This is a genomic window from Streptomyces auratus (assembly GCF_050433025.1).
GTDB lineage: Bacteria > Actinomycetota > Actinomycetes > Streptomycetales > Streptomycetaceae > Streptomyces > Streptomyces sioyaensis.
The window spans coordinates 2,128,530-2,151,930 of sequence record NZ_JBNGCB010000003.1; the positions used below are offsets into that span (position 1 = coordinate 2,128,530).

Annotated in this window: 16 protein-coding genes; 5 read left to right on the forward strand and 11 right to left on the reverse strand. The window is 71.6% G+C overall.

Annotation, left to right across the window (positions count from 1 at the left end; translation table 11 throughout):
* Positions 1 to 3: 3 nt before the first annotated feature.
* Genes BKA18_RS29010 through BKA18_RS29025 form a run of 4 tightly spaced genes read right to left on the reverse strand, consistent with a single transcriptional unit; the run spans position 4 to position 7,560 of the window.
* A complete protein-coding gene (locus BKA18_RS29010) occupies positions 4 to 1,626 on the reverse strand; it encodes a TRAFAC clade GTPase domain-containing protein (RefSeq protein ID WP_366045706.1) in 1,623 nt (540 codons plus the stop codon).
* Positions 1,623 to 4,091, reverse strand: coding sequence for a GTPase-associated protein 1-related protein (locus BKA18_RS29015; protein ID WP_366045707.1), 2,469 nt, complete (start codon positions 4,089 to 4,091; stop codon positions 1,623 to 1,625). The genes BKA18_RS29010 and BKA18_RS29015 overlap by 4 nt, the downstream gene beginning before the upstream one ends.
* Positions 4,088 to 5,329, reverse strand: coding sequence for a TRAFAC clade GTPase domain-containing protein (locus BKA18_RS29020; protein WP_366045882.1), 1,242 nt, complete (start codon positions 5,327 to 5,329; stop codon positions 4,088 to 4,090). Before BKA18_RS29020 ends, BKA18_RS29015 begins: the two co-directional genes overlap by 4 nt.
* Before the next feature lie 11 nt (positions 5,330 to 5,340).
* Positions 5,341 to 7,560, reverse strand: coding sequence for a hypothetical protein (locus tag BKA18_RS29025; protein ID WP_366045708.1), 2,220 nt, complete (start codon positions 7,558 to 7,560; stop codon positions 5,341 to 5,343).
* A gap of 334 nt (positions 7,561 to 7,894) precedes the next feature.
* Between BKA18_RS29025 and BKA18_RS29030 the strand changes: the two genes are divergently transcribed.
* A complete protein-coding gene (locus BKA18_RS29030; protein WP_366045709.1) occupies positions 7,895 to 9,022 on the forward strand; it encodes a beta family protein in 1,128 nt (375 codons plus the stop codon).
* A gap of 64 nt (positions 9,023 to 9,086) precedes the next feature.
* Here the strand turns inward: BKA18_RS29030 and BKA18_RS29035 are convergent, their stop codons facing one another.
* From BKA18_RS29035 to BKA18_RS29050, 4 genes are all read right to left on the reverse strand, one after another.
* Positions 9,087 to 10,400 carry an NPCBM/NEW2 domain-containing protein gene (locus BKA18_RS29035; RefSeq protein WP_366045710.1) on the reverse strand — a complete coding sequence of 438 codons (1,314 nt, stop codon included), beginning with the start codon at positions 10,398 to 10,400 and terminating at the stop codon, positions 9,087 to 9,089.
* A 205-nt stretch (positions 10,401 to 10,605) separates the two neighbouring features.
* The gene (locus tag BKA18_RS29040; protein WP_006602429.1) at positions 10,606 to 11,265 is read right to left on the reverse strand and encodes a 4'-phosphopantetheinyl transferase family protein; all 660 of its coding nucleotides are present in this window, start codon (positions 11,263 to 11,265) and stop codon (positions 10,606 to 10,608) included.
* Positions 11,262 to 12,206 (reverse strand): metallophosphoesterase family protein, encoded by a 945-nt coding sequence (locus BKA18_RS29045; protein ID WP_366045711.1) that lies wholly within the window; start codon positions 12,204 to 12,206, stop codon positions 11,262 to 11,264. Before BKA18_RS29045 ends, BKA18_RS29040 begins: the two co-directional genes overlap by 4 nt.
* Positions 12,207 to 12,270: 64 nt before the next feature.
* The gene (locus tag BKA18_RS29050; protein ID WP_366045712.1) at positions 12,271 to 13,872 is read right to left on the reverse strand and encodes a PucR family transcriptional regulator; all 1,602 of its coding nucleotides are present in this window, start codon (positions 13,870 to 13,872) and stop codon (positions 12,271 to 12,273) included.
* A 226-nt stretch (positions 13,873 to 14,098) separates the two neighbouring features.
* Between BKA18_RS29050 and BKA18_RS29055 the strand changes: the two genes are divergently transcribed.
* The 3 genes from BKA18_RS29055 to BKA18_RS29065 all read left to right on the forward strand — a co-directional run bounded on the left by BKA18_RS29055 (position 14,099) and on the right by BKA18_RS29065 (position 17,759).
* Complete coding sequence (locus tag BKA18_RS29055) at positions 14,099 to 14,632, forward strand: type 1 glutamine amidotransferase domain-containing protein (protein ID WP_235447834.1); 534 nt, start codon at positions 14,099 to 14,101, stop codon at positions 14,630 to 14,632.
* A gap of 666 nt (positions 14,633 to 15,298) precedes the next feature.
* Complete coding sequence (locus BKA18_RS29060) at positions 15,299 to 16,090, forward strand: IPT/TIG domain-containing protein (RefSeq protein ID WP_366045713.1); 792 nt, start codon at positions 15,299 to 15,301, stop codon at positions 16,088 to 16,090.
* A 166-nt stretch (positions 16,091 to 16,256) separates the two neighbouring features.
* A complete protein-coding gene (locus BKA18_RS29065) occupies positions 16,257 to 17,759 on the forward strand; it encodes an IPT/TIG domain-containing protein (protein ID WP_366045714.1) in 1,503 nt (500 codons plus the stop codon).
* 45 nt (positions 17,760 to 17,804) lie between these two features.
* Here the strand turns inward: BKA18_RS29065 and BKA18_RS29070 are convergent, their stop codons facing one another.
* Both BKA18_RS29070 and treZ read right to left on the reverse strand, forming a co-directional pair.
* Entirely contained in the window at positions 17,805 to 18,485 is a 681-nt protein-coding gene (locus BKA18_RS29070; RefSeq protein WP_366045715.1) for a hypothetical protein, read from the reverse strand.
* 254 nt (positions 18,486 to 18,739) lie between these two features.
* Positions 18,740 to 20,521: a malto-oligosyltrehalose trehalohydrolase gene (gene treZ / locus BKA18_RS29075; RefSeq protein WP_366045716.1), complete on the reverse strand. Its 1,782-nt coding sequence runs from the start codon at positions 20,519 to 20,521 to the stop codon at positions 18,740 to 18,742.
* A 187-nt stretch (positions 20,522 to 20,708) separates the two neighbouring features.
* Between treZ and BKA18_RS29080 the strand changes: the two genes are divergently transcribed.
* On the forward strand, positions 20,709 to 21,254 hold the full coding sequence (locus BKA18_RS29080; protein ID WP_096212299.1) for an FHA domain-containing protein: 546 nt from the start codon (positions 20,709 to 20,711) through the stop codon (positions 21,252 to 21,254).
* 82 nt (positions 21,255 to 21,336) lie between these two features.
* Here the strand turns inward: BKA18_RS29080 and otr(A) are convergent, their stop codons facing one another.
* Complete coding sequence (gene otr(A), locus BKA18_RS29085) at positions 21,337 to 23,301, reverse strand: tetracycline resistance ribosomal protection protein Otr(A) (protein ID WP_366045717.1); 1,965 nt, start codon at positions 23,299 to 23,301, stop codon at positions 21,337 to 21,339.
* Positions 23,302 to 23,401 lie beyond the last annotated feature (100 nt).

Sequence of the window (23,401 nt, forward strand, 5' to 3'; positions counted from 1 at the left end):
GTGTCAGCTAATGGATCGATCGGCTACCGCCTCGCTACGCGGTCGGGGGACGCCCTGCTCGGGCGGTTCCCCGACGAGCGCCCCCACACGGAGCCCGGAGCGGGCCAGGATCCAGAGCACCGGCTCCGCCGCCCGGCGCTGCTCGCTTTCGAGAGCCCCCGTGCCCGTGGCCGCATACGCACTCACCGCCCAGTAGCGGGCGGATCCGAAGTCGTGGCCCACGCCTCGGACGAGGGCGCCGAGACCGATCACTTCCAGCCAGCTGTCGACCCGGGCCCCCGGAACCGGCAGGGCGTCGATCTGGTCCAGCACATCCCGTTTGGTGACCACCGTTGCCATGGGCAGACGCCGCCGCCGTCCGGTGAGCGCCGCGAGTTCTCCGGTCAGCCGCTGGTATGTGTCCAGGGGGCTCTGGTCGGAGGGCCGGGCGGCGGATGCGCGCTCCGCGTCACCACCGAGCAGTGCACGCCGGACCTGTGGATCGGCGAGGACATCGGCGACCAGGACCACACCGTCGGCATGGGCCAGGTACTGCTGCTGCCGTACGGCATCCGCGTCCCGCAGCGATTCGCCCATGGGGTCGTACAGATACAGCAGCCGGTGCCGTCTGCCGTGTCCGATGCGGAGCATGAAGGCCCGGGGATCGCCTCCCTGCGTCTTGAGGGCCCAACCAGTCTGGTTCAGTTGCTGATTGAGTGCACCGGCGTCGTTGCGGTCCGCCGTGGAGGCGTACTCCACCGTCAGCGCACTCCGCCGGGACCAGGCGTACAGCCCGGCGACCATCGCCGCCATGACCATCGTCTTCCCGGACGACGTGCCGCCGACCAGCGGCAGATGCACCACGCGCGTGCTGCCGACCGTCTCGGGGAGCTGCTGGTCGCAGTGCGGGCAGCGGGTGGCCAGCTGGCCCCGGCCGGCGAGCGAGGTGGTGACCAGCCGCTGTCCGCAGACACAGATGTGCCACAGTGCGCCATACCGCCCGGGGCGAAGTTCGCGGTGGGCGACCCCGCAGCTTGGGCAGCGGTGGACGGCCAGCGGGAACGGCCGGTAGCAGCCGGGGTAGGGGCACTTCATGCGGATACCGCGGACGAGCAGCCACAGGCGTTCCGCCCCGCGGAGGACGGCCACGGTCGCCATGACCAGTAGCCAGACCACCCCGAGCAGCAGCCCGAAGGCGAGCAGGACCACGGAGGTGATCAGCGCCGCGAGCAGAGCTCCTAAAGCCGCTCCCAAGGCTGTTCCCGGCGCGGTGGCACGCAGCACGGTGCTGGTGAACCAGTTCTCCCCCCGTTGCCCGGTGGTGGGTCGCCGACCGTGCAACAGCCGCTTGGCGTACCGGTGGAGCCACAACAAGGTCAACCGGCGCCAGATGGTTTTCCTCGCGCCGTCCGACGCGTCTCGGGCGTCCAGCCACATCTGCGCGGACCAGTACGCCCGGTGGGCCGGCTCGCTGGCGACGGCACCAGAAAGGCGGGGGTCGAGTGCCCCAGCCCGCCACGGACCGAGGGTACGTCCGGCAGCGGTCAGGGAAAGGCCGAGGAACAGCACGGTCGTATAGAGGCAGACGGGGACCGCCACCAGAGCGGTGATCGCCAGGGCGAACGTCGTCAGATTGATGAGGCTCACGACGAGCTTCCGTCCTTTCGCGGTGGTTCCACGTCACCCCAGCGCGGTCCTCGCAGCGGGCTTCGCTGCCCCCGCCCGCCGAAGCGCCGCCCGAGCCGGCCGAAGGCCCCCGGCCGGTTCCACGCGCGGAACTCGTCGGCCCACCGGCCTCCGGTTCGTTCGAGGTGGCGCTCGATGGAGGAGATGTCCTCGTCGGGCAGTGCGCGCACAATCGGACGCAGCACCTTGTCGAGCAGCGCCGTGCGCGTTTCGTGCCAGGCCTCGCCCGCCTGAGGGTGGCACGTCCATGAGACGAAGCAGTCGGCCACGTACTCCGGGACGACGCGCAGCCGGTCGCGTACCCGGTCTTCCTGAGCGGCCCGGCCATACGCCGCGATCAGATCCCGGTCGCCGCTGTTGATCAGTGCGGAGAGCTCTCCGTCCGGCCTCTCCTGGGACAGCAGGCGGCCGGCGAGCGCGCCGAAGGCCTGCTCCAGTACGGCGGGCTGCGGTGATTCGGCGGCGGCCCGCAGTGCCAGTGCGCGGTCGGCCCACCCGCTGCCTGCCTGTCCCTCGCGCAGGTCCCGGGCGAACTCCAGGAGCAGCAGGGCCGCGCGCTGGCGTGGTGCCAGCTCATCGGAGAAGCAGCGCAGCAGTTCGGGCGCCAGCTGCGCGGCGTCCGGGTCGTCGGCGGGTGCCTCCAGTGCGGCGTTGGCGATCTCGCGCCAGGTGTCTGCCGCGCGGTGGACATCCGAACCCAGCCCGGCGAGCAGCAACCGCGCCTCGCCGGCGGTCGGCGTGCTGTCGTCCCACACCAACCGTACGGCGGTGCGCAGCGCGAGCGGCTCGGCGAACGCGGAGACCCCGCCGGCGCGCAGTACGTTGTGCAGAGCGGTGACGCGGTCGCCGCCGGTCGCTGTTGCCGCGGGAGCCTCGGCGCACATCCGCAGATGCGGCAGGGCCTGAACTCCGTCGAGGGACAATCCGGTTCGGGTGAGCAACCGGCTGGCGGAGGGCGGATCGCCCGCCGCGGCGTCGTTGCACTTGGCGAGCAACGCCGCCCGCAGGTCGAAGTGCTCCTGCAGCGCGGAGCGTACCGCGGGGGTGTATGCCGTGTCCGGATCGACCAGCAGTGCCCGGCACAGCCGGCGTGCGACATCGGGCAGCAGATCCGTGCAGTCCACCGCGAGGGTGTCGGCGATGCGGAGCAGCTCGACCCGTCGTGCGACGTCCTGTGCGGAATCCGCGATGCCCGCGCGCAGATCGGGGCGGAGCTCGGCGCTCAGGCGCTGCCGCAAGTCGTCGGTCAGCTCTGGACTCCGCAGTTCCGGTAGCTCGACCTCGGGGGCCCTCCGAACGGCCTCGGTGAGGACGACGGCTGCCAGCGGCGCGGTCGTGGTGATCGGCGCTTTACCGTTCAGCGCGGCGAACAGCGAGGTCAGTGCGGCTGTTTCGGTCGGCGTCCGGCCTGCCACCGGCCCAGTCAGCGCGTCGATGAGCTGGCACAACCGTTGGCCTCCCAGCGCGTCCGCGCCACCGCTCGACCACTCGGCGGCGGCCACCCGGCCCCGCGAGGGCAGCGCGACTTGGGCACCCAGTGCGACGGCTGCGAGGGATCCCGCGGTGAAATGCTCCCCTGGCAGGGATGCCGCCTCCTTGAACACCTCGGGGACCTTGGCGAGCCAGACCTGGGCCGCGGTCTCGGCCCATGCGTCGGTCACCGGCTCCGTAGGTCCGGGGCCGGTGCAGTCGTGCACGCGGTAGCGGTCCTCGTACCCGGCAAGGCCCTGTCCGTCCGTCGGCAGCACCCCGATGAGCTGCTGCCGTGCAAGCTGCGGTCGCCGCGTGTAGGTCGTGAAGGTCAGCTGGTGGGCGAGCTCACGGGGCAGCACCGCCCCGGCCAGTGCGATCCACCGGGCCACGTCCGCGCTGTTCCGCTCGACGAGGATGATCTGCGGCGAGGCCGGATCCTGGCTCAGCCGGCGCAGATCGGAGAAGAAGCCCGGGAGCCACGGCGCGCGCGAGGCGGCGAATCCGATGAGGCCGTCCCGGTCGAAGAACCCCGAGGGGGTGAGTGCTCCCAACGGAGTCGGTACGTCGCCGTCCGGCGTGCGTACGGCCCACTGCGGGGAGTCCCATGTGGTGATGGGCAACGCGCCGCCGGGCAGTCCGCCGTGTGCGGGCAGATGCACGGCGTGGGCGTGGAAGTTTCCCCATCGGCCGCTGTAATCGGCGCCTGTGTAGACCGTACGGCAGAGAAGCCGGCTGCCATCGGAGAGCAGGCTGTGGCTGAGCGCCTGGGGAAACCCCGCGAGCTCGGCGTCCGTGGGACGCGGCGGGGCATCACGAGGCGGTTCGTACCCGATGAGCTGCTCGGCTTCCCTGAGCAGCGACTGAGGCATATCGGGGGTGACCGCGGTGAACCGGAAGCCGGAGCCGTCCGGGCCCGGTGGGGCCGATGTGTAGTGGCACTGCGCCAGGCTCATGCGCCGGATCCTCCCCGCGGGTGCTTTCCGGTCTTGTGCACGGGAAGGAGGCCACGCTCTCCGAGCAGCCAGAGAAGCGGATCCTCCACGCGCAGCGGCTGTGGTCCCGACTTGGGGGCGTCGGCGGGGGCGTCTGCGGGTGGTGATGCCCCGAGCGCGGAGAGCCCGAAGAGCGACAGCTTCGCGAAGTCACGTTCGAGTTGCCGGTACAGCGCACCGGAATCCCAGCCGTCCATCAGTGAGCGCATCTCCTCGTGTACAGCCAGCCGGTCCTCCTCGTCCAACGCCCCTCCTCTGTGCGATGCGTTCCGCAGCAAGGGCGAATGCGGGCTGAGCAGGGGCCGCAGGGCGTCGCTCTTGGTGACGGCGACGGCGATGGGGGTGGAGACCCGACCGCGCGATCCACCGCGGCCGTGGGCGCGCAGCTGGGCGGCGAGGTCCGCGGCGATCTGCTGCGGAGGCGTCTCGACTGCGGGCAGCGGCGGGCCGTCGCCGCGCGGTAACCGATCACGTACGGAACCCAGCTGGAGCGGGTCGACAAGGAGGATGATGCCGTCGGCCGCACCCAGATAGCTGGTGTAGCGATCCATTGCCTCGGCACTCTTCAGGTCCTCACCCGCGGCGTCGAAGAACACCAGCGCGGTGTGTCGGCTGCCGTCGCCCAGGGGCCCGCGCCGGGGCAGGCTCAGCCGGTACATCAAAGGATCGTTGAAGCCCATGGCGGCAGGCCTGGTGGCGTCGGGCAGACGCAGCCGGTCGTACAGGTCCTCCGCCAGCTCGCGGTCGCGGCGCTGGGTGTCGCTGCCCATCGCGGGAAGTGAGGCGCCGTAGGCGCGCCCCACCCGGTTGCGCAGCTCATTGACGAGCACGGAAACGAAGGTGCTTTTACCGGAAGCCTTGGCGCCGACCAGCGCGATGATGCGGCTGTCCTGGTCGCAGTAGTCGCTGGGAAGGTCGTTGTGACAGCGGCGGCAGACGCGTACCGGGGTGGGCACCCCACATCCGGGGCAGGCCGCCCGGGATCCCCCGCCGCGCAGTCCGGCGAGTCCGCGCGGAGCCGCGAAGACCGGGCCCCGCAGACGGAGCGCCGGTGACACGCTGGGGCCCATGAACTCGGCCCAGATGTCGTCACGTTCGGCTTCACACGGCTTGTCGCCGTGCACGCCGGCGGCCTTCATCAAGCAGCGGTACGGCAGCTGCTTGGCAGCGGCCCGATCGAAGCAGTAGGGGCAGATCACGGTTGTCAAGGTCAGCGCACCACCAGGGTCGCGGGAGAGGGTTCTTCGAGGGAAACGGACGCGGCTCGTCCGCCGACGAGGAAGCCGCGCAGGGCGTACGGGGGCCGGCAGTCACCGATGGGGATCTCGCGTTCGACGGTGCCGGCGCGATGCAACTCCTCGCCCCTCAGCCGCAGCACGGTGGTGCCGTCGGCCGGGTGGCGTGGCCGGGCCGGGGACCGGGCGTCGCCGCTCCGGGCGACGAGGACGAACTCCGGCAGATCCGTGGCGGGTTCACCGGCCGGAGACGTCAAGGCGACGCGGACGGTGGTGGGCTTCCGCCGCAGGGGACGGCGAGTCGCCGGGAGAATGCGGTAGGCGATGGTGATGTCCGCCGGAAGCAGGCTCTCGGCACGGGCGGGTGGAACGACGATCGCGTCGACCGTGCGGGCGGCGGGTGCCACGCGGATGCGCGCGGTGGTCGGCCCGACGGGGATGCGCAGACCTTCCCGCAGGAACACGGTGCGGGTCACCCGGTACTCGTCACGGCGCCCGTCCTGCTCCCGCACCACGTTCACCTGGCCGGCGTCCCCGGGCCACTCGAAGACGACCCGGGCGAGACTTCCCTCGGTGCGCTCCACCATGAGAGCGGTGACCGGGGCGGGCGCTTCGACGAGGAGCCCGGGCCCGGTGACGGCACGCTCGCCGAGGACCGCGACGGCGGTGACCCAGGCGAGGGTGCCGGGCGGTGGTACAAGGCCCGCAGATGTCTGTTTCCAGGGGAGCGGCGCAGGCAATTCCGGCGGTGGGATCGGCAGCTCCGTACCCGGCGCCGGTGCCTCGCCAGGCCATTCGACGAGGCGCACTTCTGCGTCCTCGCCGCCGGTCCAGGCGAACCGTACGCCCCCGACCTGGGGCTCGGCGGTCAGGTCGAGCACCGGCGACGGCCAGGGATGGACGGTGACGCGGGCCCGGACACCGGGCGATTCGACCTCGTCACCGTCGGAGGTGCGGTAGCAGCAGCTGATGCGTAGGCGGTGCTGCCCGGTCTGCAGACCGGGCGCGGTGAAGCCGCCGTCCGGGGCGTCGATCTGGCTCGTACGGCCGTCAGGTCCCGTGACGGTCACACTCACCCCGACAGCTCCGGGTGGCTGCGTCCAGGTGGCCTCGATGCGTGCCCTGCCGTCTGCGGTGCGCAGCCCGGACACTTCCGGTGCGATGAGCAGCGCCCTCGACACGAGCGGCGGGCCGGCGATCTCCCCGTCGCACAGCGGGAAGACCGCGTAGCGGACCTGAGATCCGACTGGAGGCTGAAGGTCCTGCGGAGGCGCTTGCTCCGCCTGTCGGTCGATCTCGGCGAGGGACGTGCGACGCTGCGCGGTGCTGCGAGTGAGCCTGATGATCCGCCAAGGTAATGGGCCCGTATCTCCGGGCCAGGCCAACGTCACTGAATCGCCGGCAAGGTCGACGCGCAGTGTGCCGGGCGTGCCCTTGGCAGGACGGTGCATACGGATGAGTCCGCGTATCGCGTGGGGACAGTCACCTGCCAGCTGGGCGGCACGCAGAAAGTGGTCTCCCGCGGCTTCCGCCTCACCCTCGCGCGCGCACTGGTACGCGCCATCGAGGGCAGCATCCGTCTCGCGGATGCGGGCAGCGATGGCCGCCAACCGACGGATGAGGTACGGGTCCCGGCCGCCGTCCGGCGGCAGCTCAGCCGCCAGCCGTGCGGCTCGGCGCAGTCGCCCGCGCTCCCATGCATCCTCAATGTCCTCGGCGGCCCTCCGCTGCCGAGGATCCAGACGAAGTCGCGTGCGGGCCGCCTGGACCAGCGCGTTGGCCTCCCCGGGGTCAATCCCCAGGGAGACCACCGAGTCTGTCCGCCCGCCCTGCGGGTGGTCCTGCAGGATCTCGATCAACTGATAGAGCAGCACCTGCCGCAAAGCCATCAGATTTCGATCGTGCAGCTCCGCCAACCGCCGCAGAAGGACTTCCGCACCGGGTTGGCCCGCCTCCAACTGCCGTAGCTCCGCAGAGTCGACGCGCCGCCAGCCGCGCGGCGCCCGCCGCACATACACCCCGTCGAGCACGCGCAGACATCCGCCGCGTGCGAGGAGCACCTCACCGATGTGTCGCAACCCCAGAGTGCGCTGGTGCGCGACCAGTTCCTGATAGCGAGGTACGAGCGGGGACAGCGGTAGCCCGGAAAGCGCCCCGGGCAGCCCGAGACGATGCCCGAACTCCAGCCCCACCATGTGCCCCCGTGACCCCACTGCCCAAGTTCGTGAAGATCCTATCTCAGCAGATCTGCAGGCGGTGTGAGGGCACTTTCCTCACACTCGGCCCACGGGGCCAGCGTTCTGCGGCTAGCCGATCTTCTGAGATGTCCGTCGGCCCAGACCAGGTAGGCCGGTACGTTCCACACTGCCGTGTCCAGACACCGCTGCGATGGCGGGGCGGCAGCGGGTGTGATGCCCTTTTATGCGGAGAGGACGCGAACGCTGGCCGGAATTGCGCTCTTTCGGCACGGGGCTTCCCCCTCCATCCTTCGACCAAGGGCGATTCAGCGGGGTCGATGGGGGAGCCGCGATGGTCGAGCCGCTCTATATACCCGTACTACCGACGAAGCGGAACGCACTCGGGGCATACGCGTCTCTGGCGCCTTCGTTGCGGGCGAGGACGTCACCGCTGTGGACCATCGCGCCTCGAATCGGCCCGATGCGCTCGCTGGGTCACCGGCCTGCGGCTCCCGCCGACCCCGATCCGGCTGCTCTCACAGAGTGGCTGCGTGGCAAGGTCATCGAGGTCAGGAAAGTCCAGCAAGCCGTACCTGCATGGCTGGACGCCTTCCACGTGGAGGAGGAGCCGGGGCCCGTCATCGAGGGAGTTTGGGCGCTCATGGCCGACAGCCCGTTGCGGCTGGTGACTGGGGTCGAACGAGCCGATTGGCAGACGACCGCGTGCGCGGAACTGGCGCGGGCAAGCGGAAACGGTGTGGGTATACGCGTCTTGCTGCCCGGCCTCCCCGACGAGCGGCATGCCGACGCCGTCCAGGCTCTGCTCGACCGCATAGGAACCACGCCGTCCATCGCTCTTGATCTGCTCCTGGACCTGGGCGCCGTCACCGACGAACACCACCTGGCGGACAAGTGGGCCCTGCGTGCCTTGGAATTGTTCGGCCCGCTTCACCCATGGCGCGTTGTAGCCATGATGGCGGGCGCCTTCCCGCGCACCCTGCCCGAGTCGTTCCGCGCGTTGCCGGAGGAAGCGCATCGTTTCGACTGGGATGCCTGGCACATGGTCCGGCATGCTCGACCCGAGGACCCACTCCACGTGACATACGGAGACTACAGCGCGCATCATGTCGGCGGTGCGGATCAGCCCGCCGACAGTGGGGGCGGCCCGCCATGGGGTTTTCTGCGCTACACAACAGAGCGCACCTTTCTCCTTGTCAAGGTGCCTACCGAAGGTCTGGGTCATTCTGCGGTGGTTCGTTCGCTCGCCCGACACCTCGTCGAAGCGCCCGACTTCCGCGGGCCGGTGTGTAGCGCCGGGGAGCGGTGGCTCCGCGATTGCGCGTATGGGGCGGGAAGTCGTGGTTCGGGCAATCCCGCCAAGTGGACCTGGGCAGGGCACGTTCAGCACATGACATATGTGCTACGAGAATTACGAAAGTTACCCGGACAGCTCACAGGTGTGCTTCCCCATCGCGGCTGAGAGAGGTTTGTTTGGCGCATCCGGTCGCTGAACTGATGGGCGGCCGGCTGCTGTAGCCCGCCGCTCACCTGCACGTGATGAGCGGCCCACCCCAGTCGGCGTGATCGGAGTTGTTCCCGTTGCCGCCGTCCGTGACCACGAGTCGCAGGTCGGTGCCGCCGGTGAGGTCCGCGGTGAGGTGCTTCGCGGGTTGGCCGACCGTCATCAGCCCGCTGGCGGCGACCAATGTGCCGTCCCGGTAGATCTCGAAGACCACCGAGCCGTTCGCGCCCACCTCGTCGTCGATCCCCACGTCCACGTTGAGGGCGGAGCAGCTGCCGCCGAGGTGGTAGGTGATCACGCTGTTGGCGTGGGCCCCCAGGCCTTCGGCGTAGCTGGTCCCGGCGATGGTGAGCGGACGTCCGTCGATGCTGCGGTTCAGTCCCACCGGCCCCCAGCCGTTCTGGCTGGAGCTCCACGGTCGGGCGCTTAACGCGGTGGTGTGGGCGGGCGGCGGCTTGTCCTCGGGGCCCCGGGGCGCGGAGGGCGACCGGGTGGCCGACTTCGAGGGCCGGGAACTCGGGTGCTTCGACGCCGTGGTGTGGCCGGCGGTCGGTGTGCCCGACGCCGAGCGGGAGGCGCTCGCCGACTTCCCGGGAGACGCGGTCGGCGACGGGTCGGGAGTGGGAGCCGAAGAGAGGCCGACCCTTCCTGGGCCGGTGCCCGAGGCCTCGTGGCGCGTCGGGCCGAGCAGCGGGCCGACGGATATGGCAACCCCGGCCACGACGGTCACGGCGGCGGCGAGCACGGCGATGCGCGCCGGCGCCAGTCGGGACCCCTGGGCCTTGCGCGGCCCGTTGGACGGGTTCACCCCCATGGGGCGCACGGAGTCGGCGGGTTCGTCGCCGGTGAAGGGCATGTGTCCGGTGAAGGAGACCTGCCCGGTGAAGGACACCTGCCCGGTGTCGGACGGACCGGATCCCTCCCCCGGATGCCGCCCGGCCAGCCAGGACGCGAAGTCATCGCGCAGCTCGGTCCTTCGGGAGCCCTGGTGCCAGGCGGCGGCTGCGTGACGTACCGCCGCCAGCAAGCTGCCCTGCCAGTCCGTATCGGCGCCCTCTCCCGGTTCGGGGGAGTGCAGGACGCCGGCGATGGCTTCCGCCGCCAGATCCGCCGCGGCCTGGGAGGATCCACAGCAGGTGCGGGCGTAGGCCAATACGGCGGCGTAGTGCCGGCGGTGGAACTCGTCGAGGGCTTCCTCGGCCGATCCGTCCGGAACTGCCGCCCCATGTGGATCGGCCGCCGCGGGGCCGCCGGTCCGGGCGGCCGCACGGATACGCGCGACCAGCTCGGTATCGGACGGTTCTGTTCCGCCGGTGGGGGCGAATTGCTCTTGCATAAGTGGGCTACTGACCCTTCGACGTCCTGACGATTCATAAAAATACCGCAGGACGTACAGGGTTGCGCTGGCGGTCCGTCACTGTGGTCGATCGGTGCGGAACGCGACTCTTGATGCTGCGGAACAAGCCTCTTGATGCTGCGTTACGTGCGGCTCGCCCCTCTGCGACACGGGAGTCAGGAACCACCCCTGATCCTCGGGCAGTTCACACCATCACCACGATCCCCGTCACCACCAACCCCGCCCCGATCAGCCAACGGCCGCTGAATTCGGTGAGTTCTCGGCCGTCGATCACGGGGCCCGGGACGAGGAGGCGGGCGGTGAACGTGGCGTTGGTGGGGTCGAGGGTGAGGTGGGCTTCCTGGAAGTCGAGCCAGCGGTGGGTGAGGGGGTACCACGCCTTGTAGACGCTCTCCTTTGCGCTGAAGATCAGGCGGTCCCAGCAGACCTCGGGCTGCGCTGCGGCAAGTCGAGCTAGCTGGGGGCGTTCCTCGGGGAGGGTGACCAGATCGACCACCCCGGGGTCGTTCACGGGGAGATGGGGCTCGGCGTCCAGGCCGATGGTGCGGACCTCCGCCGAGCGGGCCACCGCGGCGGCGCGGTAGCCGTCGCAGTGCGTCATTGCGCCGACGACGCCGGCCGGCCACTGCGGCTCCCGTTTCGGGCCCGGAAGCAGGGGCGCGGGGGCGAACCCCAGCTCGGCCAGTGCGCTGCGGGCGCAGCCGCGTACGGTGCCGAACTCCTTCTGCCGCTTGGGGACGGCCCCGGCCACCAGCGCCCACTCCTCCGGGAACATCTGCGACACCGGGGCGTCCTGGAAGGCCTCCGCGGTCACGACCGGGGGCGGCAGCAGTTTGTCGATCATGCGGGGGTCCCCGTGGTGTCGCCGGCCGCGGCCGGTACGGGGAGGATCTGGACCGGGCGGCCCGGGGCGCGGGAGCGGCGCTGCCACTCGCGCGGGTAGCCGAGCGACACCTCCTGATGCGGGACGCCGTCACAGACCAGCAGCCGCGGGATGTGGAGATGGCCGTAGACCACGGCGGCGGCCCGGAACCGGACGGGCCAGTCGGCGGTCGCCTCCGTACCGCACCACAGCGCGAAATCCGGGTACCACAGCGGCTCGGTGGGCTCGCGCACCACCGGCCAGTGGTTGACGAGCACCGTCGGCAGGTCCTCCGGCACGGCGGCGAGCCGGGCCTCGGTGGCGGCCACCCGCGCCCGGCACCACGCCTCTCGCGTCGGATACGGGTCCGGGTGCAGGAAGTGCTCGTCGGTGCACACCACTCCGGCCTTCTCGGCCCGGGCGAGCGCCTCGTGAGTGGATGTCACCCCGGGCTGCCGGAAGCTGTAGTCGTAGAGGAGGAAGAGCGGTGCGATGACGACCGGACCGCCGTCGCCCTCCCAGACCGGATAGGGGTCCTCGGGGGTGAGGACGCCCAACTCCCGGCAGACGCCGACCAGATGCTCATAGCGCGCCACACCGCGCAGCTGTACGGGGTCGTCGGCCGTCGTCCACAGCTCATGATTGCCGGGCACCCACACCACCTTGGCGAACCGGCTGCTGAGCAGGGCGAGCGCCCAGCGGATGTCGGACACCCGCTCGCCGATGTCGCCGGCCACCAGCAGCCAGTCGTCGGCGGACTGCGGTTGGAGCCCCTCGACGATGTCGCGGTTCTCCTTGTAGCGGACGTGCAGATCGCTGACGGCCACCAGGGCGCCGCGCCCGCCGCCCCGTGCGGAGCGTGCAGGGGGCGCGGTGGTGGGGCCGGCGGTGCCGGGCGTGGGGGTGCGGATCTCGTAAGTCACCCTCGAAGTAAAAACGGTGCCAGGGGGGAGAGTGAAGGGCGGAGGGGAAATGTAGGGGTTCGTGTCATCGGCCCGGCGGCGGGGGAGCGGGGCGGCCGCCGGTCCCGGGGGCGCCGCCGCGGCGGATGCGGGTGGCCAGCCAGAGGTCGAAGCGGTCGTCGGGGTCGTCGAGGCGGCGGCCGGTGAGGTCCATGACCTTGTCGAGGCGGTTGCGGACGGTGTGCCGGTGGACGCCGAGCCGTCGGCTGGTGGCGTCCCAGGCCCCGCCGGTCTCCAGCCAGGCCGCGAGCGTGGCGGTCAGCTCCTCCCCGTGGTCGGCGAGGTCGAGCGGGCCCAGGACGGTGTCGGCGTAACCGTGCAGCGTACGGCGGTCGCCCAGGTCGAGCAGCAGCCGGCTGGCCTGGCTCTGCCGGGCCTGGGCGGGCTCCCCGCCGGCCCGGCTGAGGGCGAGCAGACCGGCCGCCTGGTGCAGCGACACCCGGACCGCTTCGGGGCCGGCGGCCGGGCCGATACCGGCCGGACGGTGCGGGGCGAAGCGAGCCAGCACCTCGCGGACGTCCAGGTCCTCGCCGGCCACCGCCTCGATGAGCGGGCCCGCCGCCCCGTCCACGACCCGGACCAGGCCGCCGGGCAGCGCCAGCGCCAGATCGGCGGCCATCTCCTGCGCGGCGCCCTCCACGCTCCCCTCCTGCGACGCGTCCGGCCCCGTACGGCCTCCCGCACCGCCCGGGGCCTCCACCACGACGCCCCGCACCCGCTCGGCGGTCAGTCCCACCGACTGCAGCACGTCCCGGGCCCGGTCCGCGGACGGGTCCTCGTCCGCCAGCAGCTCCGACAGCAGTGCCGACCTGCGGCGCCGCTCCGGCTCATCGCGCAGATGGCGGCGCTCCAGCTCCAGGGAGAGCAGGGAGACCAGGCCCGGGACGACCGAGCGGGCGGCGTCGTCCAAGCGGCCGGTGAGCAGCAGCAGCCCGCGCAGCCGCCGGGCCCCCAGCGGCTGCACCTCCAGCTGCTGCCCGGCGGCCGTGCTGGCGGCACTGCCGCGCAGCCCGTGCGCGGCGACCCGGGCGAGCAGCTCCTGCGCCTGCGCGGGCGGTGTACGGTGCGCCCGCTCACCGGCCGCCAGCAGCCGCCCCAGCGGGTCGAGCACCGCCGCGCCCACGCCGGTGGCGGCCGTCCACTCCGCCAGCATCGGCCGCAGGCCACCGCCGGTCGCCGCGGCCGTCAGCCGCCGCTGGGTGGCGAAGCCCCGCTGCAGCAGTTCGCGCTGTTCCTGGGCCCGCGCGTCGAAGACCGCTTTGGTCACGGCGATGAACGGCACCCCGTCCGGCACCGTCAGCAGCGGCAGCCCGGCCTCCTCCGCCGCCCGCACCAGCGGCTCCGGCGCCTCCTGATACGGCAGCCCCTGCCCCAGCCCGAGCGCCAGACACGCCGCCCCGCCCTCGGCCACATCCCGGACGTACGCCCGGCACGCGGCGGGCTCCTTCGGCAGCAACAGCCCGATGGTCATGAGGAGTTCGCCGCCCTGCAGCCACTTCCCCGGCGCCGGCAGATCCGAGACCGTCGCCGCCTCGACCGTGCGGGCCAGCAGGTGCGGCGGCACGTCGTAGGCGACGGACAGATCGAGGTCGGGCCGGGCCAGGAGGTCGGAGAGATGCAGGGGCATGTACACAGTGTCCAGCACATTTGCCGGGAGTGGACGATCGGGCGAGCGGGGTGGCCGGTGAGCGCGCGTTTTGCAGGGCGCCGGACGGGCTCGGGAGCGCCTGTCGGGCCCGGTCCGCGGGGCCCGGCTCGGCAAAGAAGTGCCCGGCGCTTCGGGCCGTTATGGTCGAGAAGTGGGGGTGGGGGCTTCCTCGCTCCCCGACCCGACGAAGGGACGTGAACGCAGTATGCAGGCGGCGTTTCTGGTGGCCCCGGAGGGCACCGAAGAGGTGGAGCTGACCCAGCCCTGGCAGGCGGTGGTCGCCGCGGGCGGCGGCCCGACGCTGGTCTCCACCCACACGGGAAAGGTGCAGGCGTTCCATCACCTGGACAGGGCGGCCACCTTCCCCGTCGATCTGACGGTGGACGAGGCCACCGCGGCGGACTTCGACGGCTTGGTGCTGCCCGGCGGCGTGGCCAACCCGGATGCGCTGCGCCTGGACCAGCGGGCCGTGGCGTTCATCAAGTCGTTCTTCGACGCCGGAAAGCCGGTGGCCGCCATCTGCCATGCACCGTGGACGCTCGTCGAGGCCGATGTGGTGCGCGGCCGCACCCTGACCTCCTGGCCGAGTCTGCGGACCGACATCCGCAACGCGGGCGGCACCTGGGTCGACGAGCAGGTCAAGATCTGCACCGCCGGACCGAACACCCTGATCACCAGCCGCAAGCCCGCGGACCTGGAGGCCTTCTGCGCGGCGTTCGTCTCGGAGTTCTCGCACTAGGGCCTGCCCGCCCTAGGGTCTCGCATGAGGTGTCCCCGACGGCATCCGCTGGTGAGGGATGCCGCCTGGCGAGAATGAACGGCGAGCTGAGCGTCGAACCGACCAGGTACCCCCGGCGAGCCGAACGGGCGCGCACCGGCGTAACGCGCAGCACGGTTCCCGCTGTTGCCCCGCCCCCTCGTATCGAACGACCCCGGCCCTGCACCCCGGCACTGCCCAAGAGGCGGTGGACAATCCCGGATGCAGAATCGGCCCTTGGCCCTGCTCACGTGCGCACATATACAGTCGGCGGGTGGGCGATTGAGGCCGGCCGACCGTTTTTCAGCGTCCCTATCGGCTGGAAAAACAGGGGAACGGGCCGGGGCGCGCAACGGCGGATGGGGTCGGTTAAGTAGCCCTTAGCCTATTTACCTATCAAGCCTTTGTTGCGCCAATTTCACCTGTCGCCTCCTTCACCCCTTGGCTTTAATCAATCGAGCGAGATTGACGCCGCCCTGTATGCGGCGCCGCGTCGATTCACACGGGGCGACCCGCCCAGGTGCCGGCCCCACGGGTCTTCATATGCCCTTCCCGCCCCACTGGGACCTCCCATGCGTTGCGGACGGGGTCAGTCACGGCCTGCTCTGCCCACCCCCGGCAGGGCGGCACATTCGAAGGAGAAAGTGCATGGCAACCATCACCTCGCTAGTGGACACCACGACCACCACCAACCAGGGAAAACCCGGGGACACCGTCCAGATCAACGGAACCGGTCTGTCCACCACCACGAGGGTGAACTTCGGTGCGGCGTCGGTCACCCCGGCAAGTGTCACCGCCACCCTGGTCACCTTCGTGGTGCCCAGTACGGCGCCGTGCTCCGGTCAGGTATCCGTCAGCGTCACCAGCAGTGCCGGTGCCACCAGCAACGCGCTGCCGTTCTTCGTCGTCGCCACGCCGACCACCACGGGGCTGAGTGTCACCTGCCTGTCGGCCGCCACGGGCGGCGCAGTGACGCTGTTCGGCACCAACTTCCTCTCCGGAACACAGGTCGGGGTGGGCACCGTCGGCAACGTGGCCGTCACCCCCACCCAGTCGAGCCAGGTCACCTTCACCGCGCCGGCCAACCCGGGGCAGGTCACCACGGTGTCGACCCAGCCGGTGACCATCACCACCGCCGGCGGTACCAGCACCTCGGGCACCACGCTGGTCGACTACTACCTCGCGCCGGCCATCACCTCGGTGCTGCCCACGTCGGGCACGGCGGGGGACCAGATCACCGTCAACGGGACCGGTTTCGTCGGCGTCGACACCGTCACGTTCACCGACAGCGCCGCGGCCACCGCCAACGCGGTCTTCACCCCCGTGGGCGCCGGCCAACTCGTCGCCACCGTGCCCGGCGGGCTCGCCACCGGCGCCGGGACCATCACGGTCCACACCTGCGGCGGCAACTCCAACGCCCAGGCCTTCACCATCACCTGATCGTCGGGGACGACCGGCACCGACGGCACGACCACCACGTCGCCGCCCGTCCGCAGCGCATGACGCGGACGGGCGGCCACGCCTCCGCCCCGGCCGACGATCGCGGGCCACGGGGCGCGACCGCCCCGGGCGGCACGAGAAGGAGAAGAGCATCATGGCCCCCGTTGTGACCGGCGTCAGCCCCAACCAAGGTGCTCCTGAAGGCAATACCGCCGTCACCATCACCGGCTCCGGCTTCACCGGCGCCACGCTGGTCAGGTTCGGCCCCACCCCCACCAACTTCGTCCTCGTCAGCGATACGCAGATCACGGCCAGGACGCCCGCAGGGACCGGCACGGTTATGGTCACGGTCACGGCGCCGACCGGGACCAGCACCCAGAATGTGCTCTTCACCTACACGACGGTCGCCGCCCCCGTACTCACCACCCTCAGTCCCGCTTCGGGCCCCACCTCCGGCGGCAATGTCGTCACCATCAGTGGCAGCAATCTTGCCGGTGTGATCTCGGTGAATTTCGGGGCCAACTCGGCGACTGTGTTGAGTAATACCGCTTCTCAGGTGGTGGTGATCGCGCCTGCGGGATTGCCGTCGTCCGTCGCGGTGACGGTGACCACGGTGGGTGGTACCAGTAATGCGCTTGTCTACACGTATGTTGCTGCTGTTGTTCCGGTCATCAGTGGTCTGAGCCCGAGTTCGGGTCCGGTCTCGGGCGGCAATGTCGTCACCATCAGCGGCAGCAATCTTGCCGGTGTGATCTCGGTGAATTTCGGGGCCAACTCGGCGACTGTGTTGAGTAATACCGCTTCTCAGGTGGTGGTGATCGCGCCTGCGGGATTGCCGTCGTCCGTCGCGGTGACGGTGACCACGGTGGGTGGTACCAGTAATGCCCTTGTCTACACGTATGTTGCTGCTGTTGTTCCGGTCATCAGTGGTCTGAGCCCGAGCTCGGGTCCGGTCCCGGGAGGAAATCTCGTCACCATCAGCGGCAGCAATCTCTCCGGAGCGATCTCGGTGAAATTCGGAAACAACCCGGCGACCATTCTCAGCAACACCGCTACGCAGATCGTCGTCAGCGCGCCCGCCGGGCCGCCGTCCGCCACCACGGTCACGGTCACCACGGCCGGCGGCACCAGCAACCCCCTGCCGTACTTCTACGTCGCCGCGCCCACCGTCAACGATCTGTCCGCGCACCTCGGCCCGGCCACCGGCGGCAACACCGTCGCCGTCTTCGGCAGCAATCTGACCCTGGCCACCGCGGTGAGCTTCGGGGGGAACCCGGCCACTGCCGTCCTTGTGGTCTCCGACAGCCAGCTGATCGCCACCGCTCCGGCCGGTGCGGGCACGGTCGTCGTCACCGTCACCACACCGGGCGGGACCAGCACGGCGGCCACCGGGAATCCGTACTACACGTATCTGGCGGCGCCTGTTCTGACCAGTCTCATCCCCTCCCACGGCCCCGATTTCGGGGGCGACGCGATCGTGTTGGGCGGCAGCAACCTCACCTACACCGACGCGGTGACCTTCGGCGGCGTCCCGGCCTCGTTCGCGGCGGTCTCCGACACTCAGGTCGTCGCGACCTCCCCGGGCGGCGCGCCCGGCACGGTGAACGTCGTGGCACACACCCCGGCCGGAAACAGCAACGCCCTGCCGTATGTCTACGATCCGTCCTGAGCCCGCCGAGGTGAGACATTCGGCGTCGGCGGCAGGGCCGGGAGGTCAGCAGGCGGGGGAAACCGGCGGCAGGGCACCGCAGTTGGTCGGGGTGTTGCCGACGACGGCGCTGCCGGTCAGGGCTACCGTCCCGGCGTTGGTGAAGATGCCGCCGCCGACGACGCTCGCGGTGTTCCCGGTGACGGTGCTGCCGGTGAGGGTCAGGGCACCGTCGGTGTAGATGCCGCCGCCATAGGAGGCCTTGCTGCCGCTGACCGTGCTGCTGGTGAGGGTCACCGTGCCGCCGAGGTTGGCGATGCCCCCGCCCACACCGAGGCCGGCGTCACCACCGCTGACGGTCAGGGTGGTCATGCTGAGCCGGCCGTTGGCACCCGGGACCTGTGACGGGCCGTCCACCTCGAAGATCCGGAAGGCCGGCGCGCCCGGGGCCCGGGTGATCTGCGTGAGAAAGCCGGTCATGGAGATCGGGGTGGTGATGTTCGGCAGCCCCGCCGGGTGTCCGGCTCCGCCCGAACTGTGGGCGCTGGTCAGGGTGTACGTACACAGGGCGGCGAGGGTCAGGCTGCCGCCTCCGGCAGCGTTGGCCGTGTTGATCGCGTCGGCCAGCGCCGACTCGCCGCACGGCACCTGGATCGGGAGCGCGGCGTGCGCGGCGGGAGCGGAAACCAAAGCCAGCGGAAGCACAGCTGCCGCCAGCAGGGATCGCACAATGGGGATGGCTCGCAAGACTCCTCCTCGGAGACGTAGTTGAGCCACCCATCAGCCGACACCGGTGTTGGCGCCGGTTGGCGGAACCCTCCGCCGGGCGACGCCGTGCTCAGGCAAGCCGGGCCCGCTCACCCGTGGACCGGCCGCCGCCGCTGACCAGCGGAGGGAGGGGCGGCCCACCTGGTAGGAGCACCAGTAACCCATCCGAGGGAGCCGGGCACAAGGGAGGCCGACAGCCCTTCACCTTTTCAGCCGAGCGCGGCACATGGCCGCTACGGCCCCAGCACCACCGCCGACTCCGGAGGCAGCCGCAGCACCCCGTCCGCCCCGGGGAGCCGGGCCGCGGGCCAGCCCGCCAGGGCCTGCAGCCGGGTCCCGCCCCGCGCCGCGTCGTCGACGGGGATGGCGGCCGTGGCGTCCCGCGCGAGATTGACCGCCACCTGGAGCGGGCCGCGCCGCAGCAGCAGCCAGCGGGCATCCTCGTCGAAGCGGACGGCGGTGTGGCGCGGATCCGGATCGGTCAGCGGGGGCAGCTCATGGCGCAGCGCCAGCAGCGTGCGGTGCCAGGCCAGCAGTGCGGAATGCGGCTTCCGGGCCGGCTGGGTCCAGTCCAGGACGCAGCGGTCGCGGGTCGCCGGGTCCTGCGGATCGGGCCAGTCGCCGGCCTCTCCGGCCCATTCGTGCGCCGCGAACTCGCGCCGCCGCCCGGCCCGTACCGCCTCCGCCAGCTCCGGGTCCGGGTGCGAGGTGAAGTACTGCCACGGGGTGGTCGCCCCCCACTCCTCGCCCATGAACAGCATCGGCGTGAACGGTGAGCACAGCACCAGGGTGGCGGCGCAGGCGAGCAGGCCGGGGGAGAGCCCGGCGGCCAGCCGGTCGCCGAGTGCGCGATTGCCGACCTGATCGTGCGTCTGGGCGTAGGCCAGCAGGCGGTACGCGGGCGTCACCCGCAGGTCGAGGGGTGCGCCGTGCGCCCGGCCGCGGAAGCCGGAGTACGTCCCGTCGTGGAAGAAGCCACCGGTCAGCGTCTTGGCGAGGGCGGCGAGCGGGGCGCGCGCGAAGTCGGCGTAGTAGCCCTGGGATTCGCCGGTGAGCGCGGTGTGCAGGCTGTGGTGGAAGTCGTCGTTCCACTGGGCGTGCAGACCGTGCCCGTTGTGCTCCCGCGGCGCGGTGGTGCCCGGATCGTTGAGATCGGACTCGGCGACCAGGAAGAGTGGGCGCCCCAGCTGCCCGGCCAGCCCGTCGACGGCGGCGGACAGTTCGGCCAGGAAGTGCGGGGCGTTGTCGTCGTACAGCGCATGGATGGCGTCCAGCCGCAGGCCATCGAGCCGGAAGTCCCGCAGCCAGGAGAGCGCGCTGCCCAGGAAGTAGCTGCGTACCTCGGCGGAACCGGGGGCGTCGAGATTGACCGCCGCGCCCCAGGGGGTGTGGTGGGTGTCGGTGAAGTACGGCCCGAACGCGGGGAGAGGGTTGCCGGACGGGCCGAGGTGGTTGAGCACCACATCGAGCAGCACCCCCAGGCCGTGACCGTGCGCGGCGTCCACGAACTGCTTGAGCCCGTCCGGCCCGCCGTAGGGCTCGTGCACCGCCCAGGGCGCGACCCCGTCGTACCCCCAGCCGTGGTGGCCGGGGAAGGGGCAGACCGGCATCAGGGAGATATGGGTGATGCCCAGGTCGGCGAGGTGGCGCAGCCGTTCGGCGGCGGCACGGAAGGTGCCCTCGGGGGTGAAGGTGCCCAGGTGCAGCTCGTAGAGCACCGCGCCGGGCAGCGGGCGGCCGGGCCACGGGTGCCGCCACCGGAACCGGTCGTGCTCGACGACCGCACCCGGCCCGCCGGGGCCGTCCGGCAGCCGGACGGCGCGCGGATCGGGGAGCGGCGGCCCGTCGTCGAGCCGGAAGGCGTAGCGGTCGCCGTCGCGCGCCGGGGCCTCGGTGCGCCACCAGCCCGCACGGCCGGGGTCGCGCTCCAGCACGACCTTCGGCTCCCCGGCCCGGTCCCCCGCCCACTGGAGAGCGACCTGTCCGGCCCTCGGCGCCCACACCTCGAACAGCACGGCCGTCCTCCTTCGTTCGCGGTCCCGACGAAGAAAGCATGCCCGCGCGCCGCCCGACAGCCCCGTGTTGCGACACGGGCCCACCTCGCGTTCTCCCGCGTGCCGCTGTGGTGACCCGCCCCCACCTGCACCGTCCCCGCGGCGACACCGCCTGGACAGCGGCTCGCGGTGGCCCGAGAATCGCGGTATGACTTCGCTCGAGTTCCCTGCGCGCCCGACGCGCCCGTCGGATGCGGACCGGGAACGCGCTCTTGATCTGCTGCGCGACGGCGCGGCGCAGGGACGGCTGTCCCAGGACACCTTTCTGCGGCGACTGGAACTCGTCCTCACCGCCCAGCAGCAGTCCGAACTCGACGTGGTCACCGCCGACTTGGCCGACCGCGGCAAGGTCCAGGGCACCGTCCTGCGGATGGTGGGCCGGGCCTCGGCGTTCCACATCCGGGTGCGCCGCGCCTGGCGCAGGGAGCGGCTGCCGAAGCTTCTGCTGCCCGAGCCGGGCCCGCTCCCGCTGCTCATCGGGCGGGCGCCCGGTGTGGGCCTGCGCCTCAACCACGACACGGTCTCCCGCGCGCACGCCGAACTCCGCAGCGCCGGCAAGGGCTGGCTGCTGCGCGACCTCGGCTCCACCAACGGGACCTGCGTCAACGGCCGGCGGGTGGTGGGCGAGGTGCCGGTCGGCCCCGGCGACCACATCACGTTCGGCCAGGTGGACTACGTCCTGACGGAGCGGTGAGGGGCGAGCGGTGAGGGGCGAGTGGTGAGCGGCGACGCGGCCGGGATCGTGCCGCGCCCGCCCCGCCGGGCTCCGCGTCGCCTCACCCGGTCCCGGTCCCGGCCCCGGTCCCGCCCCCGCCCCGCCGCACCGGCCGGTCGCCCGACGGGTGCGACATCCACACCCCTTCACCGTGCGTCAGTCCGGGCAACCTCCGCTGGATCTCCTGGAGGTGACGGGCCGGGAGAGCGCCACTGACCAGCCAGGAGTGCACTCCGCCGGAGGTCTCGGCGAGCTCGGCGCCCAGTGCCGCGAGCCGGGCGGTCACCGCGGCCAGCGCGGGGAGCGGGACCTCGGCCTCGAACGCGTGGTACGGCTCGTAGACCCGGGTGCCGGCCCGCTCCAGCGCCCGCCGCAGCACCGGGGCGGTGACCGTACGGAAGTCCCCGGCGGTGCTGACCGGGCCGATGAAGCCGGAACGGGTCAGCACCACCCGGCAGTCGGTCACCGCCAGCCCCTGCGGTCCGCACTGCAGGGTCGCCAGGGCGGTCTCCTCGATGGCCTGGTGGAAGCCGTGCGGCAGCGCGCCCAGTTCGGTCTCGTAGGTGAAGACCGGCCCCGAGCCGCGGGCGCCCGGCTCCACCCGGAGCCCGACCGTGGCCCAGGGCCCGGTGTGGCCGAATCTGGCGATCTCCTCGCACGCCTCGCCGACCCCGGACGGCCGCTCCACGCACACCACCCGGCTCGGCGTGAACTCGGCCTCGATGCCGTACTCCTGGTGCAGGGTGGCCGCGAGGATCTCCTTCTGCACCTCGCCGTGCAGCAGCACCGAGGTCGCCCCGTCCGGCGCGGGGCGCACCTGGAGCAGCGGGTCCTGGTCGGCGAGCGTCAGCAGTGCGCCGCGCAGGGCGGCGGCGCGGGCCGGACGGCGGGCCCGGACCAGGGTTTCGAGGGTGGGGGAGCCGAACAGCGCCGGCCCGGCCGCGGTGTCGTCGGCCGGGCCGAGCCGGTCGCCGGTCCGGATGCCGGGCAGCCCGCGGAGCACCGCGATATTTCCCGGGGTGAGCGGCCCGGTGTCCCCGGGCGGCCGGCCGATGACCTCCAACGAGGTGATCCGGCCGGTCACGGACGCGGCCGCCCCGTCCGCCCCGGGCCGGTGCAGCGTGATCTGCTGCCGCGGCCGCAACTCGCCGTCGTAGAGCCGGACATGGGCCGTCCGCTCGCCGTGCGGCGGCTGGTGGACGGCGAAGACCGTGCCCCGCGGCTCGGTGCCCGTCCCGGCCGGCGCCGGCGGGAGCAGCCGGACGATTCCCTCGACGAGCGCCCCGACGCCCTGGCCGCCGAGCGCGGAGCCGAAGTACACCGGATGCAGCGAGCCGTCGGCGGTCCGGGCGGCCAGCGCCGCGCGGAGCCGGTCCGCGGTCAGCGGCCCGTCCTCCTGCTCCTGCCCTCCGGGTGCCGCGCCGACCAGCTGCGCCAGGACCGACTCGTCGGCCTCGGCCACCGTTTCGGCGATCCGCTCACGGACCAGCGGGTCCTCCAGGTCGTACGGCACCGAGCCGGCCCGTGCGGTGCCGAGGCCGGTCACGGAGGTCATCGGGACGGGCACCGGTGCCAGCAGCCGGCGGATGTCGGTGAGCAGCGCCTCGTCCCGGGCGCCGGCCCGGTCGATCTTGTTGACGAACAGCAGGGTGGGCAGCCGCAGCCGCCGCAGCGTCTTCATCAGCACCCGGGTGCGGGCCTGGACGCCCTCCACTGCGGACAGCAGCAGCACGGCGCCGTCGAGGACCCCCAGGGCGCGTTCGACCTCGGCGATGAAGTCGGCATGGCCGGGGGTGTCGATGAGGTTGATCCGGACCTCGCCGACGGTGAAGGAGGCGACGGCCGAGCGGATGGTGATGCCGCGCAGGCGCTCCAGCGCGCCGGTGTCCGTACAGGTGTCGCCGGCGTCGACGCTGCCGAGCCGGCCGATGGCACCGGAGTCGAACAGCAGCCGCTCGGTGAGGCTGGTCTTACCCGCGTCGACGTGGGCGAGAATCCCGATGTTCAGGGTGTGCGAAGGAAGCATGGAAGGTGAAGTCCTCAAGAACTGTCGTCCGGTCGGGGCGATGAGTAGTTCCGAGGAATCCGCGCATTCCGTTGCTCCTGTTCAGGAAATTCGGTCGTAC